The organism is Novosphingobium sp., from assembly GCF_019748365.1.
GTDB lineage: Bacteria > Pseudomonadota > Alphaproteobacteria > Sphingomonadales > Sphingomonadaceae > Novosphingobium.
The window spans coordinates 77127-95496 of the sequence record NZ_JAIEPN010000035.1 but is presented as its reverse complement, the minus strand read 5'-3'; the positions used below and the strand labels follow the sequence as shown (position 1 = coordinate 95496).

Below are 18370 nucleotides of genomic sequence, written 5' to 3'. Positions count from 1 at the left end.
AAGCCCATCGGTCCGAAGCCGAGTATGAATTCGAATGCGCATGTCCGACCGCCAGGGGGCGAAGCGGGCAGTGACATTTGGATAGGGAGAGCAACATGAGACTCGCATCGGTATCGCTTGCCGTGCTTGCGGCCACACTGGCCTCGCCGGCGCTGGCACAATCCGCACCGCAGGCCCAGGCTGAAGCCGCGCCCGAAGGCGGCATCGCCGAAATCGTCGTCACCGCGCAGAAGCGCTCGGAAAACGTCCAGGACGTGCCGATCTCGATCTCGGCCTTCACGGCGAGCGCGCTGCAGGAGCGTGCGGTGACCAGCGTCGCTTCGCTGTCGAACATCGCGCCCAACGTCACGCTTGATGCCGGCACGCCGTTCTCGGGCTCGTCGTCGGTGCTCTCGGCCTACATTCGCGGCATCGGCGCCAACGACTTTGCCTTCAACATCGATCCGGGCGTCGGCATCTATCTCGACGGCGTCTACCTCGCCCGCTCGGTCGGCGCGAACCAGGAACTGCCTGACGTGGAGCGCGTCGAGGTTCTCAAGGGTCCGCAGGGCACTCTCTTTGGCCGCAACACCATCGGCGGCGCGATCTCGATCGTCACCCATGATCCGGGCAACGAATTCCGCTTCCGCGGTGATGTGATGACCGGTAGCTACAAGCTGTTCTCGGCGCGCGGCACGGTTGATATGCCGCTGACGGACAGCCTGTCGTCCTCGCTCGCCTTCTCGGTCAAGACTCGTGACGGCTACCTCCACCGCCTGCCATTCCCGGGTGCGGAGAACTTTGCCTCTGATCCGATCACCAGGTTCAAGGCTGCCAGCTACAACAATATCGGGCTTGGCACCGAAGGTGGCGACAACAACTGGAACTTGCGCGGCAAGATCCGCTTCAACAACGGCGGCGCATTCCGCGCGGTGCTTTCGGGCGACTATTCGCGGGTCGATACCTCGCAGATCGCCAACAAGGTCATCTCGGTCTTCGCGCCGGTCTTTGCCGCGACTTACAACTGCGCGATTGCGGGCGTGATCGCAGCACCGGGTGACACGACCACTTGCGGAGGTGGTCCTCCCTCCTTCGCGCTGTTCGGCAATCGCGGTGGTCTTAACGGAATCAACGATTTGCCGTCGATCTTCGGCGTGAATGCCGATGCCGATCCGACCAACAACCGCCTGCCCTATGACAGCCGGTTCGTGACGAACAACATCGACACCAGCTACGCCAACGGCAACAACTACTCCAAGCTGAAGTCCGGCGGCGGCGCGCTGACGATGGAGTACGACATCGGCAATGCCACGGTGAAGTCGATCACCGCTTACCGCGAGCTCCACTGGAACACCGGTATGGACCTCGACAACTCGCCGCTGAACTTCCTCCACACCAGCTTCACCATGAACCAGAAGCAGTTCAGCCAGGAACTGCAGGTGGCCGGCAGCGCGCTGGAGAAGAAGCTCAATTACGTGTTCGGCGCCTACTACTTCACGGAATCGGGCGATCTGCACGATTACGTGACGTTCGCGGAAGGCCTGCTCCAGATCGACGGCCCGAACGACCTCAAGACGAAGAACTTCGCGTTCTACGGCCAGGTCGACTACAAGTTCACCGAGAAGTTCGGCATCACGCTGGGCGGCCGCTATACGCATGAAGACAAGGACTTCGAAGGCTTTCAGTCCGATCGCAACGGCCTGACCTACAAGATCCTCAACTTCCTCGGCGTTCCGGGCTGCGAGAACATCTCCACGATCTCGGCCGCGTGCCAGGCCGCTGGCGGGTTCCCCAATCCCGGTCAGCCGCTGCGCTATTACATCGCCGGAACGCAGAACAAGAAGTTCAACAACTTTGCACCCAAGGTCGGGCTCCAGTACCACCCGACCGACGACGTGATGGTCTATGGTAGCTGGTCGAAGGGCTACAAGACCGGTGGCTGGACCACCCGTCTGTCGAACCCGCTGCCGTTTGCTCCGGGCTTCGGGCCGGAAGAGGCGTCGACCTGGGAAATCGGCGTGAAGTCCGAACTGCTTGACCGGCACCTGCAGATCAACGCGGCGGCCTTCACCACCGACTATACCGGCATCCAGCTGAACTCGCAGAAGGGCATCTCGCCCACTGTGCAGAACACCGGTAATGCCCGCATCCGCGGCTTCGAGGTCGAAGTCGTGGCGGCGCCCGCGAAGGGCCTGACCTTCACCGGTTCGGTCGGCTACACCGATGCGAAGTACACCGTGATCTGCGGCGAGGGCGGCAATTTCCCGGCGTTCTGCGAAGGCAACAACTCGTTCGTCGCACCGACCCCGATCCAGGCCGGTGTGTTCAAGGGCGCTGCGCTGCCCAAGACGCCGAAGTTCAAGTGGAACTTCAGCCCGCGTTATGAGGCGGACCTTGGCAACCACGGCAGCCTGGTGTTCCTGGGTGACGTGACTCTCACCAGCAGCTTGTGGAACGACACCGAGCGGACATTCCTGCTGCAGCGTCCTCAGACCACCGTTGTCAATGCGAGCGTGACCTACCGTGATCCCAGCAACCACTGGGAGCTGACTGTGGGCGGCACCAACCTCACCAACGAGCGCTACCTGACCACCGGTCAGGCCCAGCTCGCCGGCGGCCAGATTTACGGCACCTACAGCCGTCCGGCCGAATGGTACGCAAGGCTCGGCGTGAAGTTCTAAAGGCCAAAATCGAGGAGGCGGGCGCTGCGAGGCGTCCGCCCCACTCACCTGAGGAGAGACAGACGTGCCTGAAACCGCGCATTCCGAATTCTGGAAAGGCATCAAGCCGGTCGAGAAGGTGTTCCGGGAGGGCGGTCTTCCCGAAGTCTACATGTCCAAGATTGCGGAAGGCGACGAACGCTACTGGGTGCCGATCAGCGAGACGGTGAGCTCCAAGCCCGTCTGGATCAGCCCGACCAAGAACATGTGGGCCGATGTGCTCATGTCGAAGTCGGCGGGCCTGGTGAACCGCCACTACCACCCGCATCCGATCTGGGCCTACACGATCAGCGGCAAGTGGGCCTATCTCGAGCACGAATGGACCGCGACCGCTGGCGACTTCATCTACGAAACGCCGGGCGAGAGCCACACGCTCGTCTGCTACGAACACGAAGACCCGATGAAGGTGTTCTTCGTTGTCTCCGGCCCGCTCATGTGGCTGGACGATGATGGCAACACCACCGGGCATTTCGATGTGTTTGACTACATCAAGAATGCGCGCGAGCATTACGACCGGGTCGGCATCGGCGCCGATTACGTCGATACGCTGATCCGCTGAAAGGAGCGCTTCTCATGAACGCGATGACTGCACCGCCTTCGAGCAAGAAGGAAATCGTCGATGTCGGTTTTGCCCACCGCGACCTCGTCGCGCGGCTGAGCCCGGGCGGTCGCTATATCGACGCCCAGACCGACGTCGACAGCCCCTGGGTGCCCTTCGGCGACAACGCGGCGATCAAGCACCTCGCCTTCGATGTACGGCAGGGCATCTTCTCCAACATCCTGTGGGTCAAGAGCCCCGGCACGATCGGCACGCACCTCCATCGCGGCACGATCGTAATGGTCTGCCTCGAAGGCAGCGTGCGCTATCTCGAATACGACTGGGTTGCATCGCCTGGCGGGCTGATCCTCGAAGTGCCTGGCGAAAGCCACACCCTCGTCACCGAGCACCCCGAAGGCGTGAAGCTGTTCGGGTGGATGCAGGGCCCGATCGAGTTCTTCGACGAGAACGGCAAGTACGTCGATACCTCGGACGTCTGGTGGTTCATCAACCACTACGAGACCTATTGCCGGGAAAACGACATTCCCATCAATCCCAAGCTCTATCTCTGAGAGGTCAGGCACAATGGCCACAATGACCGCGCCGCCTTCAGGCGCCTACAAGATCGTCGACGTTCCCGAGCTTTACGGCGCCCTGATCAAGTCCAAGGGCGTCGAAGGCACTTACGTCGGCGCTTCGGAAGCCGAGAGCCCGTGGGTGCCCTTCGGCGACAACGCCGCGATCCGGCACCTGGCGTTCGACGTGCGCGACAACGTCTACGTCAACATCCTGTGGATCAAGGGCCCGGGTGTCATCGGCACGCACAAGCACCGCGGGCGGGTCTGGGCGATCGGGCTCGAAGGCTCGTTCCGCTATCTGGAGTACGACTGGGTCTGCAAGCCGGGCGAGTTCATCACCGAAACGCCGGGCACCGCCCACACGCTTGTCACCGATGATCCAAACGGGATGAAGGCGCTGTTCCACATGCAGGGCGCCAACGAGTTCTTCGACGAGCACGGCAACCACGTCGAAACGCTCGATGTCTGGTGGTTCATGAACCACTACGAGACCTATTGCAGGGAGCACAACATCCCGATCAACAAGCAGCTCTATCTCTGAGGAGGGGCCGGCATGAACGCTGCTGGGGTCCCCAAACTCGGTCCTGAGCCACAGGGCACGTACTTGCGCAACACGTGGTATGTTGCAGGCTGGGCCTCAGATCTGGGCGAAGCTCCGCAGCAGCGGGTTTTCCTTGAGGAACCCGTCGCGCTGTTCCGCGACGGGGAGGGCAAGGCCAATGCCGTCACCGGGCGCTGCCCGCATCGCTGGGCGCCGCTGGGGAAGGGCAAGGTGGTGGAAGGCGCGCTCATGTGCCCCTACCACGGCCTGCGCTTCGACGGCACCGGGGCATGCGTCCACAACCCGCATCCCGGCGGCCAGCTCCCGGAAAACCGGCTGCACGTCTATCCGCTTGTCGAACGCCATGCCTTGCTGTGGATATGGATGGGCGATGCCGCACAGGCCGATCCCGCGCTGATCCCCGATTTCAGCTGGCTGTCTGATCCCAAGTGGGAAGCCGTGCGCGGCGCGACCGTCGCCGAGGGGCACTACGAGCTCTACAGCGACAATATCCTCGATCTCAGCCACGCCAACTTCGTCCACCCTGCACTGGTTGCCGCCGCCTTCACCGAGGGCGAGCGAAAGTTCTGGCAGGACGGCGAAACGGTGCACTCGGAATACATCCGCCTCGACGACACTCTCTCCGACGGCATCGGCGGGATGCTCGGGCGGGTCGGGGTGAAGCAGGATTTCTATGGCTGGGTCGTCTGGCACGCCCCCGCCGTGCTCTATTTCGACTTCCGTGCCGGGCCTCCGGGAACCTCGCGCGAGGATTGCACTTTGCTGCCCTCGCTCCACGCCTTCACGCCGGAAACGCCGGACACCACCCACTACTTCTGGGCCACCGCACGCGATTTCGCGCTGGGCGATGCGGAGTTCAGCGCCGGCATGCGCGGCGCGCTCGAATTCGCGTTCGAGCAGGAAGACATGCCGCTCATCCGCGACAGCCACCGCCTGATGCGCGGCGCTGACTTCTGGGAGCTGCGGCCCGTCATCCTGAACGGCGACGGCGGCGGCGTGCGCGCGCGCCGCATGCTGCAACGCCTGATTGATCGAGAACGACAACCGCAAGCCGCTGAATAAGGCCGCTGCGGAAGGAGAGGACAACAACGACAATGGCAATTCTGGACCGCTTTGACATCAAGGGCCGCAGTGCTCTGGTCACCGGCGCGGCCTCGGGCATCGGCCTCGCCTATGCCGAGGCGATGGCGGAAGCCGGGGCTGCCGTCACGCTTACCGATATCGACGGCGAAGGCGCCGAAAGGGAAGCCGCCCGTCTGCGCGAGGCGGGGCATGAAGCCCGCGCCGGCCGCCTTGATGTCTCCGATTTCGATGCCGTCGCCGCCGCATTCGACGCCCACGCCAAGGCCTATGGCGGGCTCGACATCGCCTTCGCGAATGCCGGCATCGATACCGGGGCGGGCTTCTGGAACCCGGGCGGCCACCGCAATCCCGATGGCCAGGTCGATACCTACGACCCGAAGCGCTGGGACAAGTCGATTTCGGTCAATCTCTCGGGCGTGTTCTACACCGTGAGCAACGCCGTGCGCGTGATGAAGCAGCCCGGCCGCGCCAATGGCCGCAGCGGCGGCTCGATCATCTGCACCGCTTCCAACGCAGGCCTCGTCACAGAACCCATCGTCGGCCTGCCCTACATGCCGGCCAAGGCGGGCGTGCTACACATGGTCCGCGCGCTTGGGCTCGAACTCGCCGAGTTCCGCATCCGCATCAATGCCATCGCGCCCGGGCCCTTCGTTACCAATATCGGCGGCGGATGGCTCAAGAAGGACCCTGTCGCGCGCAAGGCGTGGGATGCCATCGTGCCGCTCGGCGCGGTGGCGGAGACGGACCAACTCAAACCGCTGGCCTTGCTGCTGGCGTCGGATGCTTCCGATTACATGACCGGAAGCCATGTCGTGATCGATGGAGGCATGATGCTGGGGAAATTCCAATGAAGCGGGCCGCTCTTCTAGCCGCGGGCCTCGCGCTCGCCGGAACCGCGCAGGCGGCGCAGAAGCTGGGCGAAGTGCAGGCGCAGCGCAGCCCGGAACAGGTCTATTCGGCCGTCTGCGGCTATTGCCACGGCAAGAATGTCGGCCCGGTGATCCGCGGGCGCGCCCTTCCTGCCGAGGCGGTCGAGTATCAGGTCCGCCATGGCCTCAATGCGATGCCCGCCTTCCGTCCGACCGAAATCACCCCCGCCGAGCTGAAGGCGCTCGCTGTCTGGGTCCAGAACAGCGCTGCCGATCCCAAGGAGCATGGCCAATGACCGTCAGTCTCGACCGACGCTCGCTTCTCGGCGCAGGCGCCGCTTCGGCCGCCGCTGTGGGCCTCGGCACCGGTGCAAAGGCGAAGGCCGTCCTCGCGCCCGGCGTGAAGAAGGCCGACTTCAAGGGCGCCGTCGCCGCCATGCGCAAGGTCGTCGGCGATGAATGGGTCTTCGCCGATCCTGAAGCGGTTGCGCCGTGGAAGAAGTCCTACACGCCCGATCCTTACGGCAAGCACGTGCCCGTCGGCGCGGTCTGCCCCGAGAACGTCGAGCAGGTGCAGGCCATCGTGAAGATCGCCAACCAGTTCCGCCAGCCGATCTGGCCGGTCTCCACCGGCAAGAACATGGGCTATGGCCAGACGACCACCGCGATGCCGGGGCAGATGATCCTCGACCTCAAGCGCATGAACCGCATCATCTCGGTCGATCCCGAGCTCTGCACCGCGCTGGTCGAGCCCGGCGTCACCTACCGCCAGCTCAAGGACTATCTGGTCGAAAACAACCTGCCGCTGTGGATCGACGTACCCACCGTGGGCCCGGTGGTCGGCCCGGTCGGCAATACGCTCGATCGCGGTGTCGGCTATACGCCCTATGGCGAGCACTTTATGGTCCAGTGCGGCATGGAAGTCGTCCTTGCGGATGGCGAGATCCTGCGCACCGGCATGGGCTCGACGCGCAATCCGTCCGCCTGGCAGGCGTTCAAGTGGGGCTACGGGCCTTATCTCGATGGCCTGTTCACCCAGTCGAACTTCGGCGTGGTCACCAAGATGGGCATGTGGCTGATGCCCGCGCCGCCGGTCTACAAGCCCTTCGTCATCCGCCACAGGAAGATGGAGGACGTCGCCCGGATCGTCGAGGCGATGCGTCCGCTGCGCATTGCCAACATTGTCCCCAATGTCGTCCTGATGATGGGCGGTGCCTATCAGCTCGCCATGTTCAAGCGCCGCGGCGAGGTGTGGGACGGCGCAGGCCCGATCACGGATGAAGCAGTCTCCAAGGCAGCCACAGCCAACAACCTCGGCATGTGGAACACCTATATCGCGCTCTACGGCACGGAAGGGATGATCGCCGAAAGCGAGAAGATCATCCGCGCCGCCTTCGCCGCCATCGACGGAGAAGTCCTCACCGAAGCCGAAATGGGCGACAACCCGTGGTTCCACCACCACGCAACCCTCATGCAGGGCGGCCTCAATCTGGACGAGATCGGCCTCGCGCGCTGGCGCGGAAATGGCGGCGGCCTTGCATGGTTCGCCCCCGTCGCGCCCGCCAAGGGCAGCGAGACGCAAGGGCAGGTCGAGCTCGCCAAGCAGATCCTGGGCAAGCACGGGTTCGACTACACCGCCGCTTTCGCCATCGGCAGCCGCGAACTCCACCACATCATCGCGCTGCTCTACGACAAGTCCGATCCGGCGGAGGAAAAGCGCGCTGACGATTGTTACCGCGAACTCGTCACCGGCTTCGGTGAACGGGGCTGGGCCAGCTACCGCACCGGCGTCCACGCGATGGACCTTGTTGCGCAGCAATTCGGCGCCGTGAACCGCGCGTTCAACGCAAAGCTCAAGGACGCGCTCGACCCCAACCATATCCTCGCCCCCGGCAAATCAGGAATTGCATGATGATCAGGAAAACCCTTCTGGCGCTTGCCGCCGCGCTTCTCGCCACCACCGCCCACGCGCAGGAAAAGCCACTCACCGTCGAAACCTTGCGCACCAGCGGCGGCTCGCTGTTCGCCAATATCGCGCTGATCAAGGGCGAGAAGGACGCGGTCCTTGTCGACGCGCCGTTCACCCGCGCCGATGCTCACCGCGTCGTCGCCATGGTGCTCGATAGCGGCAAGCGCCTCACGACCATCTTCGTGACGCACGATCATCCCGATCATTTCTTCGCGATGGAAGTGCTGCAGGATGCGTTTCCCGATGCGAAAATCGTCGCGCACCCGGTGGTCGCTGCCGACATCTGGCGCTCGCTCCCGTTCAAGGTGAAGCGCTGGTATCCGGTGCTCGGCGTCAATTCGCCACGCCATCCCACCGCGCCCGCCGCGATGGAAGGCGACACGATCATGCTCGAGGGCAAGGAGCTCAAGGTCCTCGGCCCGGTGCAGGGCGACCATGTCCATGCCACCGCGCTCTGGGCACCCTCGATCAAGGCGCTCTTCCCCGGCGATCTCGTCTACAACCAGATGTTCCTGTGGATGGGCGAGCACGATGCTGCGGCCATCGCCGCGTGGGGCAAGGCGAATGACGGCTTTATCGCGCTGAAGCCCGAGATCGTCGTTGCGGGGCACAACAAGCCGGGCCTGCCCGACGATGCCTCCGGCCTCGAATTCACCCGGCGCTACATTGCCGAGTGGCCCAAGCTGGTGGCCGCCTCGAAGAACAGTGCCGAGCTCAGCGACAAGGTGAAGAAGGCCTTTCCGGACGCGGTCGACGTGCTCGGCGATTTCCTCCTCGGCAATTCCTCGCGCGTCGCCAAGGGGGAGCAGGCCGCATGGACCGAATGACTTTTGCGGATAAGGCCGTCCTCGTCACCGGCGGCGCCACCGGCATCGGCCGCGCAGCCTGTGTGGCGTTTGCTGGGGCGGGCGCGAAAGTGATCATCGGCGATATTGACCCACGCGCCGAAGAAACAGTCGCGATCATCAAGCAGGCTGGCGGGGAGGCTTCCTTCCAGCACGCCAACGTCACCGATGCCGCGGCAATGGACGCGCTCGTCGCAGCCTGCATCCAGCGCTACGGCCGGATGGACGCCGCCTTCAACAACGCCGGCGTCCTTCCGCCGCAGCGCCCCATCCATGAAGTGACGCCCGAGGAAATGAACCTCGCGATCGACGTCGACTTCAAGGGCGTGTTCTTCGCGATGCAGGCGGAAATCCGCCATTTCCTCAAAGTAGGCGGCGGGGCTATCGTCAACACCGCGTCCGTCGGTGCGCTGATCGCGGACCCCAACATGAGCGTCTACTGCGCGATGAAGCACGCCGTTTCCGGCCTCACCAAGGCGGCGGCAGTCGAGTATGCGCAGCAAAACATCCGCGTGAATGCCATCGCACCGGGCTTCGTGGTCACGCCCATGACGCAGCACTGGGCGGACGATCCGAATTTCCGTGCCGCCTTCTTCGCCGGCAATGTCAGCGGCCGCGCTGCGCAGCCCGAAGAGATTGCGGGCACCGTGCTGCACCTCTGCTCCGAAGCGGCCAGCTTCATCAATGGCGCCACCATCGCCATCGATGGCGGCCAGACAGCGCACTGAGGAGCAAAGTCCATGCGCGCCGCCGTCATGCAGGGCCTGCACAAGCCGCTCGCGGTTGAAACCGTGCCTGACCCGGTGCCCGGCGCGGGCGAAGTGGTGATACAGGTCGGCCGCTGCGGCATTTGCGGCTCGGACCTCCACATGACCGAGGACCCGGCTTACGGCCAGGGCGCGGGCTCGATCCTGGGGCACGAGTTTGCGGGCGAAGTCATCGAGCTTGGCAAGGGCGTCGAGGGCCTCGCCAAGGGCGATCTCGTCGCTGTCAGCCCGCTCAAGAGCTGCGGCGCCTGCCCGGCCTGCCTCGCCGGCAATGTCTCGTGGTGCGACAAGTTCGGGCTGCAAGGCGGCGGCTATGCCGAATATGCGCTCACGCATCCGAACCAATGCGTGAAGCTGCCGAAATCCGCCAGCCTCGCCGATGGCGCGATCATCGAACCGCTCGCGGTCGCGCTCCACGGTGTGGCGATGGCCGGCATGCGCATCGGCGACAAGGTGCTGATCCTCGGCGCGGGGCCGATCGGCCTTGCCACCGCCTTCTGGGCCCGCCGCATGGGGGCAGGGCGCGTTGTCGTGCAGGATGTCGCCACCTGGCAGCAGGACCGCGCGCTTGCTATGGGCGCGCATGATTTCATTGCGGACCGCACCGATCCCGTCGGCGCCTCCGAACGCGCCTTGGGCGGAAAAGCCGACATTGTATTCGAATGCGTGGGTGTCCCCGGCCTCATTGCACAAGGCGTCGAGCAGGTCCGCGCACGCGGCACTATTGTGCTGCTGGGCCTGTGCACCATGCCCGATACCTTCAACAGCTTCGCCATGCTCTCGAAGGAAGTGCGCCTCGTCACCTCGGCTTTCTTCACCACGCACGAGTACCAGGCCGCACTCGATGCGCTGGACCGGGGTGCAGCCGAACCGCGCCTCCTCGTCACCGAAACCATCCCGCTTGGCAGCACACCCACCGTGTTCGAAGCGCTCCGCCGCCGCACCGAGCAGTGCAAGGTGCTGATCGCGCCGGGCACCTGAGCAAGAGACAAAAGGAGAGGCCGATGAACATCGCGACGACCCTGCCGAGCAACGCCATCGAACGCGCGGTATTCGAATGCATGAACCCCACCGAGGCGCTGTATGGCGCCACGACGAACCCGCTGCACAAGGCGATCCTGCTCAACTTCTGGCGCCACGTGCACCTCGAAGGCGCGGGTCTCTATGACGATATCACCGCCAGCGACATGATGGTCGATCATCCGGTCTACCGGGTCACATGGGGCGCCAACCCTGCGGTGATCGAGGGCAAGGAAGGCGTGAAAGGCTTCTACAACAGCGTCGGGCAGGCCGTGCTCTGGCACTCCGACGACCGCCTCGCAGTGAACGACTGGGGGATCTGCGACGAGATCACCTTCCACCAGCTCGCCAAGGGCGCAGACCTTGCCGCCATGGGCTATGACGCGCCCAAGGCCGATGCGCTCTACCACGTCTCGAGCCGTCAGGCCTTTGTCTGGCCCTATGACGACAAGGCCCGCCTTGCCGGCGAACATCTCTACGAGGATCCGACCAGCGTGCGGATTGAGGAAGTTCCGGCGGATGAGGCGACGACGCCGGCCGCCATTCAGGCCATCCACAAGGCCAAGCTCACCGAACTCGAAGCCCGCTTCGGGCCGCGCTACTGGGTCTGGCAGGGCTGAGGGGAGGGCCATGCGCAGTTTCCACGAGAAGCGGGTCTTCGTCACCGGCGGCGCCAGCGGCATCGGGCTCGGCATCGTCAAGGCGCTGGCGAAACGCGGCGCCTTTGTCGTCATCGCCGACCTGAGGCCCGACCACATCGACCGCGCGCTCGTGGAAATCCGCGAGGCCGGTTTTGCCAGCAGCGTCGCCGCCCTCACGCTCGACGTGACCGACCGCGCCGCGTTCGCCGCCGTCGCGGAGCGCATGGATATCGAACTCGGCGGGATCGACATTCTCGTCAACAACGCCGGCGTCGGTGTCGAAGGACCGGTGCTCGAGGCAGGCTATTCCGATTGGGATTACGGGCTCGGCGTCAATCTCGGCGGCGTGATCAACGGCCTCCAGAGCTTCCTCCCGCGCATGATCGCGCACGGGCGCGGCGGGCATGTCGTCAACGTCTCCTCGCTGGCCGCAGCCGTGCGGATGCCGGCCAATTTCGCGATCTATGCGGCGGGCAAGGCCGCGGTGCTGAACTTGTCGGAAAACATGCGCGAGGAACTGGCGGGGAATGGCATCGGCATGTCCGTTCTGTGCCCCGCCTTCGTGCGCTCCAACATCCACGAAGCCGCGCTAAACCGCCCCGCCCATTTGCGCGAAGGCAGCGGTTTCCGGCAGAGCGAGGCGACATTGCTGGAGCGCCCGCCGGGCAACGACTGGATGGATCCCGAAACGGTGGGTGAGATTGTCACCGAAGGCATTCTCGCAAACCGGCTCTACATAGTCACCCACGGCGAATTCCGCGAGAAGATGCGCGAGCGCAATGATGCCTTGATGGACGCCGTGCCCGAGGCGGCCTTCCAGTATTAGGCCTGCTCTTCGCGCACGCGCAGCATGGCGAGCGCGGCGGCGGCCATGACAACGGCGCCCACCAGCATCGTCCACTTGGGCTCGGTCGGGAAGAAGCTGCGGATCACCCCGCCCATGATCGTCGCGACCATCAGCTGCGGCACGACAATGAAGATGTTGAACACGCCGATGTAGATGCCGAACTTGTGTGGCGGCAGCACGCGGGTCAGGATCACGTAGGGCATCGCGAGGATCGAGGCCCAGGCCACGCCGACAAGGACCATCGGCAGCAGCAGCAGCCACGGGTCGCGCAGCACAAGCAGCATCAGGAGGCCGCCGCCGCCGCCAAGCAGGCACAGCGCATGCGTGCGCGCATTGCCGATGCGCTTTGCCAGCACGGGGAGAAGGAACGCGGCGAGCGCTGCGACACCATTGTAGAACGCGAACATCACGCCGACCCAGTCCGCGCCCGCATTATAGGCCGCGCCGGTGGTGTCGTTCGCTCCGAAGGCGTACTTGGTGACGACCGGGGTCGCGTAGATCCACAGGATGAACAGTCCGGTCCAGGTGAAGAACTGCGCCACCGCCAGTTGCCGCATCTGCGCAGGCATCTGTGCAAGGTCGCTCATGATCTCCGCCAGCGCGCCCTTGGCTTTTGTCGCGCGCAGCACGATCTGCGCCGTGCCGAAGGCGACCAGCCCGCCGCCAAGCACATAGAGCTGCTTGTCGAGATCCAGCTCGCGCACAATCGTAAGCAGACCCGCGCCGATCAGCAGCCACATCGGCCCGCGCGGCGAATAGACCAGCGCCTGCCCAGGCTGCGCAGTGTGGACATGTTCGCCGTTGAACGCTGCCATTTCCTCGGGACTGTATTCGCGCACGCTGAAGGCGGTCCACGCCACCGCCAGCACCATCGCGGCAGCGCCGATGATGAAGCTGAGCCGCACGGAATCGGGGATGACGCCTTCAGGCGCCGTGTTCGCAATGCCGAAGTGCGTGAAAACCGCCGGCAGCAGGCTGCCGATCACCGCGCCCGCGCCGATGAACCAGGTCTGCAGCGCAAAACCTTGCGCGCGCTGGTCATCGGGCGTCATGTCGCCCACGAAGGCGCGGAACGGCTCCATCGCGATATTGAGCGAGGCATCGAGCAGCCACAGGAATGCGGCGGCCAGCAGCAGCACGCCCGCCTGCGGCAGGCCCAGTAGTGCCAGTGCCGAAAGCACCGCGCCCGCCACGAAGTAGGGCCGCCGCCGCCCGAACCGGCCCCAGGTGCGGTCCGAATAATGCCCGATCAGCGGCTGCACGATCAGCCCCGTCACCGGTCCGGCGATCCACAGGAAGGCAAGTTCGTCGACGCTGCTGCCGAGCGACTGGAAAATGCGGCTGATGTTGGCGTTCTGCAGCCCGAAGGCGAGCTGTATGCCGAAGAAGCCGAAGCTCACGTTCCACAGCCCCCAGAAGGTCTGTTGCGGTTTCTGGCGAGTGGTCACGCGGTTCGGCTCCCCCGATGCGCCCGGATTACCGGGGCATCTGCTTTGTTATCTCTGCCTTGTCCCTAGGCGAGCATGACCCTCTGGGCAGCAATGCATACGAATGTCATCCATATGCCTGCATTGATATGCAGCGCAGGATTATCCGCCGGTGCTGCCGCGCACGACGAGGCGGGTGGGCAGGAAGGGCGAGGGCGGCGGCTTGTCCTCGACTTGCGCCATGACCGTCTCGACCAGCGCCACACCGGCGTGGCGCATGTCCTGCATCACGGTGGTGAGCGGGGGCGACGTGAGGCTCGCCGCCGGAATATCGTCGAAACCGACCACCGCGACATCGCCGGGAACGCTGAGCCCTGCCTCGGCCAGCGCGCGCATCGCGCCGATGGCGATCAGGTCGCTGGCGGCAAAGACTGCATCGAACGGCTTGCCACTGGCGAGCAGCTTGCGCGCGGCCTGGTAGCCCAGTTCCTCCGAGGAAATGGCCGGTACGACAAGGTCCGGATCATGCGTCAGCCCCGCCGTTTCCACCGCGCGCAAAAGGCCTTCATAGCGGTTCTTGAACTCGGGATAATGGCTGTCCGCCTGCCCCAGAAACGCGATTTTCCGCCGCCCGCGCGCCAGCAGATGCTCACCCGCGAGCCGCCCCGCACCGAAATTGTCGGATCCGACCGTAGCGCCAATGGTGTCGGGCTCCACCGCGCCCCAGCGCACGAAATGCGCGCCGCTGCGCACCAATTGGCGCAGCCGGCTTTCGTAGAGCGTGTAATCGCCGTAGCCGAGCAGGATCAGCCCATCGGCCCGGTGGCTATCCTGATACCGCTTGTGCCAGTCATCATCGAGCCGCTGGAACGAAATGAGCAGATCAAGCCCTCGCGCCGCGCAGTGCCGCGTGATCGAGCCGAGCATTGCCAGAAAGAAGGGATTGATGCCGGATTCGTCAGGGGTCGGATCCTCAAAAAACAGCAGCGCCAGCGTGTTCGAGCGCTGCGAGCGCAGCGAGGATGCGTTCTTGTCGACCGTATAGCCCAGCTGCCTAGCAATCGCCTCGATCTTCTGCCGCGTGGCGAGGCTGACCGACTTGCTGCCGCGCAGCGCCCGGCTCACCGTCGGCTGCGAAACCCCCGCCAGATAGGCGATGTCGAAACTGGTCGGCTTGTTGGAAGGCCTGCGGCCCATCGCGTGCAACCTCCTCCACGCCGCCGCGGTTTTCCCCGCATGGTCGGCAGGTTGGTAGCTTACGCATGGAAATGCATGGATGCAATTGCCCCCTAGGACTCAGTGCCTTCGGCGAGTCCGGCAGGTCTGAAGCGTGGCGATTTGGCCTCATGGAGTGCGCTAACCCCGCGGAATCCCGATGGTATACGTATGCCATATTCGTGTCCGAGCAGGCCGGTTCTACCCAACACCTCGTACTGAATGCGAAAAAATCGCGTTCCGACAACGTAGAGGCCACGATCTGGCCGCATGGGGGAGATCTGATTTCCATGGCTAAGCACACCCTTTTTACGCTCGGCAGTTCGGCCATCGCGCTGACCGCTGCCGCTCTTGCTGCCGCGCCTGCTTTTGCGCAGACGACCGCCTCGCCGGCGCCTGAGGCCGACGCCAACGCCAACGCGATGGTCGATGAGACTCCGATGGTCGTCACTGGCTACCGCGGCTCGCTCAACGCTGCGGCCTCGATCAAGCGCGTCGCGCCGACCATCGTCGAGGCGCTTTCGTCCGAAGACATCGGCAAGCTGCCCGACGTGTCGATCGCGGACTCGCTGGCCCGTCTGCCCGGCGTCACCTCGCAGCGCCTCGAAGGCCGCGACCAGCGCCTCTCGATCCGCGGCCTTGGTCCCGACTTCGGCACCACCCTGCTGAACGGCCGCGAGCAGGTCACCGTCGGTGACAACCGCGGCGTCGAATACGACCAGTATCCGGCCGAATTCTTCAAGAACGTCGTTGTCTACAAGGCCCCGACGCCGTCACTGGTTGCCGCCGGTATCGCCGGCACGGTCGACCTGCGCATGCTTCGTCCGCTCTCGCAGAAGGACCGCATCGTCGCACTGCAGCTGCGCGGCCAGCTCAACGGGCAGAACAAGCTGAACCCCGACGGCACCCGCTATGGCTACCGCGCCACTGCGGCATACGTGGACAAGTTTGCCAACGACACCTTCGGCATCGCGATCGGTCTTTCGGCAACAAGCGCGCCGACCCAGATCGAGCGCTACAATGCCTGGGGCTTCCCGCGACAGAACCAGACCGGCGCGCAGATCCCGGTCCGGACCAGCGACAGCGATCTCATCCTCGGCGGTGCCAAGCCCTACGTGCAGTCGAACAAGCTGGAGCGTTACGGCGCGATCGTCACGCTGGAATATCAACCGAGCGACAACTTCCATTCGACGCTCGATGTGCTCTATTCGAAGTTCAAGGAAACCCAGCTCCTGCGCGGCATCGAGTTCCCGCTGGCGTGGGGTGACGGCGGCACCGTCGCGACCAATCTCCAGGCCAGCAACGGCCTTGTGACCAGCGCGACTTTCTCGGGCGTTCATGCCGTCCAGCGCAACGACCGCAACTTCCGCGATGCCGACAACTTCTCGGTGGGCTGGAACAACCAGATCAAGCTCAGCGACAAGATAAATCTCAACCTCGATGCGGCGTACAGCCTGGCCAAGCGCACCGACGATCTTCTCGAGACCTACACCGGCACCGGCTACGGCCTGAGCGGTGCAAGTGACACGGTCAACGTCTCGGCCAACCCGAACGGCACGTTCCGCATCGTGCCGACCTTGAACTATGCAGACAGCACACTGTTCGGCCTGACCGACCCGCGTGGCTGGGGCTACAACGGCACCCGCGCCGTCGTGCAGGCGGGCTTCCTCAACCGTCCGAAGTTCAAGGACGACCTCATCTCGCTGCGCGCCGACCTCGATGGTTCGATCGAAGGAGCTGGTCCGATCGCCGGTTGGCAGGTCGGCGGCAACTTCAGCCGCCGCAAGAAGGTCTCGGCATTCACCTCGTTCTTCCTGTGCCCCGATGGCGCCGGCAGCAACTGTTCGGTGGATAGCGGCACCCCGCAGTTCGCGCCGATCCCGCGGGAAGCCATCATCGGTACCGTGCCGCTTGCTTACCTCGGCGTGCCACAGATGCTGGCGCTCAACCCGCTCTATCTCGTCAACAATTCGCTGGCGTCGGTCTTCGACAACCGTCCGGAATCGCTGGTCCGTGACAACACCATTACCGAGAAGGTCTGGACCGCCTATGGCATGATTAAGCTGGACGGTGATGTCGGCGGAAAGAAGCTGACCGGGTCGGTCGGTGTTCAGGCCGTCTATACCGACCAGAGCTCGCGGGGCTCGATCTCGCGCTTCGACTCGGCTACCGGAAATGTGCTTGTGGTTCCGGCCGTTGGCGGCGCCAAGTTCTGGCGGGTGCTGCCCAGCGCGAACTTTGCGCTCGAGGTGGCCGATGCCACCTACGTCAAGCTGGCGGGGTCGCTCAGCATGGTCCGCCCGCGCCTTGATCAGGAGCGCGTGAACCAGGAACTGTCCTTCAACTTCCAGAACATCACGGCGAACGATCCGCTGCGGCCGTTCTTCCAGTCGCGGGGTGGCAACGCGGAGCTGCGTCCCTACCGCTCGGCCAACGTTGACCTGTCGATCGAGCACTATTTCCCCAAGGGCGGGTACGTTTCGGTCGCGGGCTACTACAAGCGCTTGACCGACTTCGTGAATCCGCAGCGGAACCTGCCGTTCGACTTTGCCATCGTCGCGGCTGCGCTGCCACCGGAGATCCGCAACCAGCTGGCCACCACGCAGGGTGTCGTCTCGCAGCCGCTGAACGACGGCAGGGGCTCGCTGAAGGGTGCTGAAATCACGGTCTCGCTGCCCTTCTCGTTGCTCACGCCCTCGCTTGACGGCTTCGGCTTCTACGGCAGCGGCTCGTACACCGACAGCACGATCCGGTTGGGCGATAACAGTGGCCCGATCACGCTGCCGGGCTTGTCGGACTGGGTTGGCAACGCCTCGCTCTACTATGAAAAGCATGGCGTCCAGCTGCGCGCTTCGTATCGCTATCGTGCGAAGTTCCTGGCGGAAGTCGCGGGTCTGTCGGCCAACCCGACCTACCGCACTGCGAAGGCTGAGGGCATTCTCGATGCACAGGTCGGTTATGAGTTCCAGCCCGGTACGAAGCTCGACGGTCTGGCCATCCTGTTCCAGGCGCGCAACCTCACCGATCGCCCGTTCATCACTTTCCAGAACGACGATCCGCGTCAGGTGATCGACTATCAGCGCTATGGCCGCGAATACTACGTGAGCGTCAGCTACAAGTTCTAATACCTATGCGGGGTTCGGGCGGATGGCTTGCTGCAAGTCCATCCGCCCGGTACCCTCCGCCGATGCCTGAAACCAACAAGACACCTTGGCTGGTTGCCCGCACTTCGGTCAGCCGCGCCCGCCGCGCCGCGTCTGCCTTCGCGGCGGACTGCCAAGCGGTGGCGAGATTCACCATCCGGACCGCC

General features: G+C 64.3%; 16 protein-coding genes. 14 read left to right on the top strand and 2 right to left on the bottom strand.

All coding sequences use genetic code 11. The annotated features are described in order from the left end of the window. The first annotated feature begins 95 nt into the window (after positions 1-95). The 13 genes from K5Q19_RS05275 to K5Q19_RS05215 all read left to right on the top strand — a co-directional run bounded on the left by K5Q19_RS05275 (position 96) and on the right by K5Q19_RS05215 (position 12397). Positions 96-2660, top strand: coding sequence for a TonB-dependent receptor (locus K5Q19_RS05275; protein ID WP_292941932.1), 2565 nt, complete (start codon positions 96-98; stop codon positions 2658-2660). 64 nt (positions 2661-2724) lie between these two features. Continuing rightward, positions 2725-3258: a 2,4'-dihydroxyacetophenone dioxygenase family protein gene (locus tag K5Q19_RS05270; RefSeq protein WP_292941930.1), complete on the top strand. Its 534-nt coding sequence runs from the start codon at positions 2725-2727 to the stop codon at positions 3256-3258. 14 nt (positions 3259-3272) lie between these two features. Next, the gene (locus tag K5Q19_RS05265) at positions 3273-3809 is read left to right on the top strand and encodes a 2,4'-dihydroxyacetophenone dioxygenase family protein (RefSeq protein ID WP_292941928.1); all 537 of its coding nucleotides are present in this window, start codon (positions 3273-3275) and stop codon (positions 3807-3809) included. 13 nt (positions 3810-3822) lie between these two features. Then, the gene (locus K5Q19_RS05260; RefSeq protein ID WP_292941926.1) at positions 3823-4356 is read left to right on the top strand and encodes a 2,4'-dihydroxyacetophenone dioxygenase family protein; all 534 of its coding nucleotides are present in this window, start codon (positions 3823-3825) and stop codon (positions 4354-4356) included. Positions 4357-4368: 12 nt separating this feature from the next. Further along, positions 4369-5439 (top strand): aromatic ring-hydroxylating dioxygenase subunit alpha, encoded by a 1071-nt coding sequence (locus tag K5Q19_RS05255; RefSeq protein WP_292941924.1) that lies wholly within the window; start codon positions 4369-4371, stop codon positions 5437-5439. A gap of 32 nt (positions 5440-5471) precedes the next feature. Beyond that, a complete protein-coding gene (locus K5Q19_RS05250) occupies positions 5472-6311 on the top strand; it encodes an SDR family oxidoreductase (RefSeq protein WP_292941922.1) in 840 nt (279 codons plus the stop codon). After that, positions 6308-6625 carry a cytochrome c gene (locus K5Q19_RS05245; RefSeq protein ID WP_292941920.1) on the top strand — a complete coding sequence of 106 codons (318 nt, stop codon included), beginning with the start codon at positions 6308-6310 and terminating at the stop codon, positions 6623-6625. The genes K5Q19_RS05250 and K5Q19_RS05245 overlap by 4 nt, the downstream gene beginning before the upstream one ends. Continuing rightward, the gene (locus K5Q19_RS05240; protein WP_292941918.1) at positions 6622-8241 is read left to right on the top strand and encodes an FAD-binding oxidoreductase; all 1620 of its coding nucleotides are present in this window, start codon (positions 6622-6624) and stop codon (positions 8239-8241) included. The genes K5Q19_RS05245 and K5Q19_RS05240 overlap by 4 nt, the downstream gene beginning before the upstream one ends. Further along, positions 8241-9125, top strand: coding sequence for an MBL fold metallo-hydrolase (locus tag K5Q19_RS05235; protein ID WP_292941916.1), 885 nt, complete (start codon positions 8241-8243; stop codon positions 9123-9125). Before K5Q19_RS05240 ends, K5Q19_RS05235 begins: the two co-directional genes overlap by 1 nt. After that, positions 9113-9871 carry a glucose 1-dehydrogenase gene (locus tag K5Q19_RS05230; RefSeq protein WP_292941914.1) on the top strand — a complete coding sequence of 253 codons (759 nt, stop codon included), beginning with the start codon at positions 9113-9115 and terminating at the stop codon, positions 9869-9871. The genes K5Q19_RS05235 and K5Q19_RS05230 overlap by 13 nt, the downstream gene beginning before the upstream one ends. Positions 9872-9883: 12 nt before the next feature. Next, positions 9884-10891 (top strand): alcohol dehydrogenase catalytic domain-containing protein, encoded by a 1008-nt coding sequence (locus K5Q19_RS05225; RefSeq protein ID WP_292941912.1) that lies wholly within the window; start codon positions 9884-9886, stop codon positions 10889-10891. Between the two features lie 23 nt (positions 10892-10914). Continuing rightward, positions 10915-11550: a hypothetical protein gene (locus tag K5Q19_RS05220; RefSeq protein ID WP_292941910.1), complete on the top strand. Its 636-nt coding sequence runs from the start codon at positions 10915-10917 to the stop codon at positions 11548-11550. A 10-nt stretch (positions 11551-11560) separates the two neighbouring features. Then, complete coding sequence (locus K5Q19_RS05215; protein ID WP_292941908.1) at positions 11561-12397, top strand: SDR family NAD(P)-dependent oxidoreductase; 837 nt, start codon at positions 11561-11563, stop codon at positions 12395-12397. Here K5Q19_RS05215 and K5Q19_RS05210 read toward each other — a convergent pair. Together K5Q19_RS05210 and K5Q19_RS05205 are read right to left on the bottom strand one after the other, a co-directional pair. Next, on the bottom strand, positions 12394-13866 hold the full coding sequence (locus tag K5Q19_RS05210; protein WP_292941906.1) for an MFS transporter: 1473 nt from the start codon (positions 13864-13866) through the stop codon (positions 12394-12396). The two genes, K5Q19_RS05215 and K5Q19_RS05210, sit on opposite strands and share 4 nt — an antisense overlap. Before the next feature lie 141 nt (positions 13867-14007). Further along, on the bottom strand, positions 14008-15042 hold the full coding sequence (locus K5Q19_RS05205; protein ID WP_292941904.1) for a LacI family DNA-binding transcriptional regulator: 1035 nt from the start codon (positions 15040-15042) through the stop codon (positions 14008-14010). A 308-nt stretch (positions 15043-15350) separates the two neighbouring features. On the opposite strand from K5Q19_RS05205, the gene K5Q19_RS05200 reads away from it, so the two are divergent. Beyond that, positions 15351-18185, top strand: coding sequence for a TonB-dependent receptor (locus K5Q19_RS05200; RefSeq protein WP_292941902.1), 2835 nt, complete (start codon positions 15351-15353; stop codon positions 18183-18185). The last annotated feature ends 185 nt before the right edge of the window (positions 18186-18370 follow it).

What these genes read in the sequence shown, in the direction of transcription:
- K5Q19_RS05275 (WP_292941932.1), top strand. Translation starts at nt 96, where the DNA reads ATGAGACTCGCATCGGTATCGCTTGCCGTGCTTGCGGCCACACTGGCC.
- K5Q19_RS05265 (WP_292941928.1), top strand. Translation starts at nt 3,273, where the DNA reads ATGAACGCGATGACTGCACCGCCTTCGAGCAAGAAGGAAATCGTCGAT.
- K5Q19_RS05260 (WP_292941926.1), top strand. Translation starts at nt 3,823, where the DNA reads ATGGCCACAATGACCGCGCCGCCTTCAGGCGCCTACAAGATCGTCGAC.
- K5Q19_RS05255 (WP_292941924.1), top strand. Translation starts at nt 4,369, where the DNA reads ATGAACGCTGCTGGGGTCCCCAAACTCGGTCCTGAGCCACAGGGCACG.
- K5Q19_RS05250 (WP_292941922.1), top strand. Translation starts at nt 5,472, where the DNA reads ATGGCAATTCTGGACCGCTTTGACATCAAGGGCCGCAGTGCTCTGGTC.
- K5Q19_RS05245 (WP_292941920.1), top strand. Translation starts at nt 6,308, where the DNA reads ATGAAGCGGGCCGCTCTTCTAGCCGCGGGCCTCGCGCTCGCCGGAACC.
- K5Q19_RS05240 (WP_292941918.1), top strand. Translation starts at nt 6,622, where the DNA reads ATGACCGTCAGTCTCGACCGACGCTCGCTTCTCGGCGCAGGCGCCGCT.
- K5Q19_RS05235 (WP_292941916.1), top strand. Translation starts at nt 8,241, where the DNA reads ATGATCAGGAAAACCCTTCTGGCGCTTGCCGCCGCGCTTCTCGCCACC.
- K5Q19_RS05230 (WP_292941914.1), top strand. Translation starts at nt 9,113, where the DNA reads ATGGACCGAATGACTTTTGCGGATAAGGCCGTCCTCGTCACCGGCGGC.
- K5Q19_RS05225 (WP_292941912.1), top strand. Translation starts at nt 9,884, where the DNA reads ATGCGCGCCGCCGTCATGCAGGGCCTGCACAAGCCGCTCGCGGTTGAA.
- K5Q19_RS05220 (WP_292941910.1), top strand. Translation starts at nt 10,915, where the DNA reads ATGAACATCGCGACGACCCTGCCGAGCAACGCCATCGAACGCGCGGTA.
- K5Q19_RS05215 (WP_292941908.1), top strand. Translation starts at nt 11,561, where the DNA reads ATGCGCAGTTTCCACGAGAAGCGGGTCTTCGTCACCGGCGGCGCCAGC.
- K5Q19_RS05205 (WP_292941904.1), bottom strand. Translation starts at nt 15,042, where the DNA reads ATGGGCCGCAGGCCTTCCAACAAGCCGACCAGTTTCGACATCGCCTAT.
- K5Q19_RS05200 (WP_292941902.1), top strand. Translation starts at nt 15,351, where the DNA reads ATGGCTAAGCACACCCTTTTTACGCTCGGCAGTTCGGCCATCGCGCTG.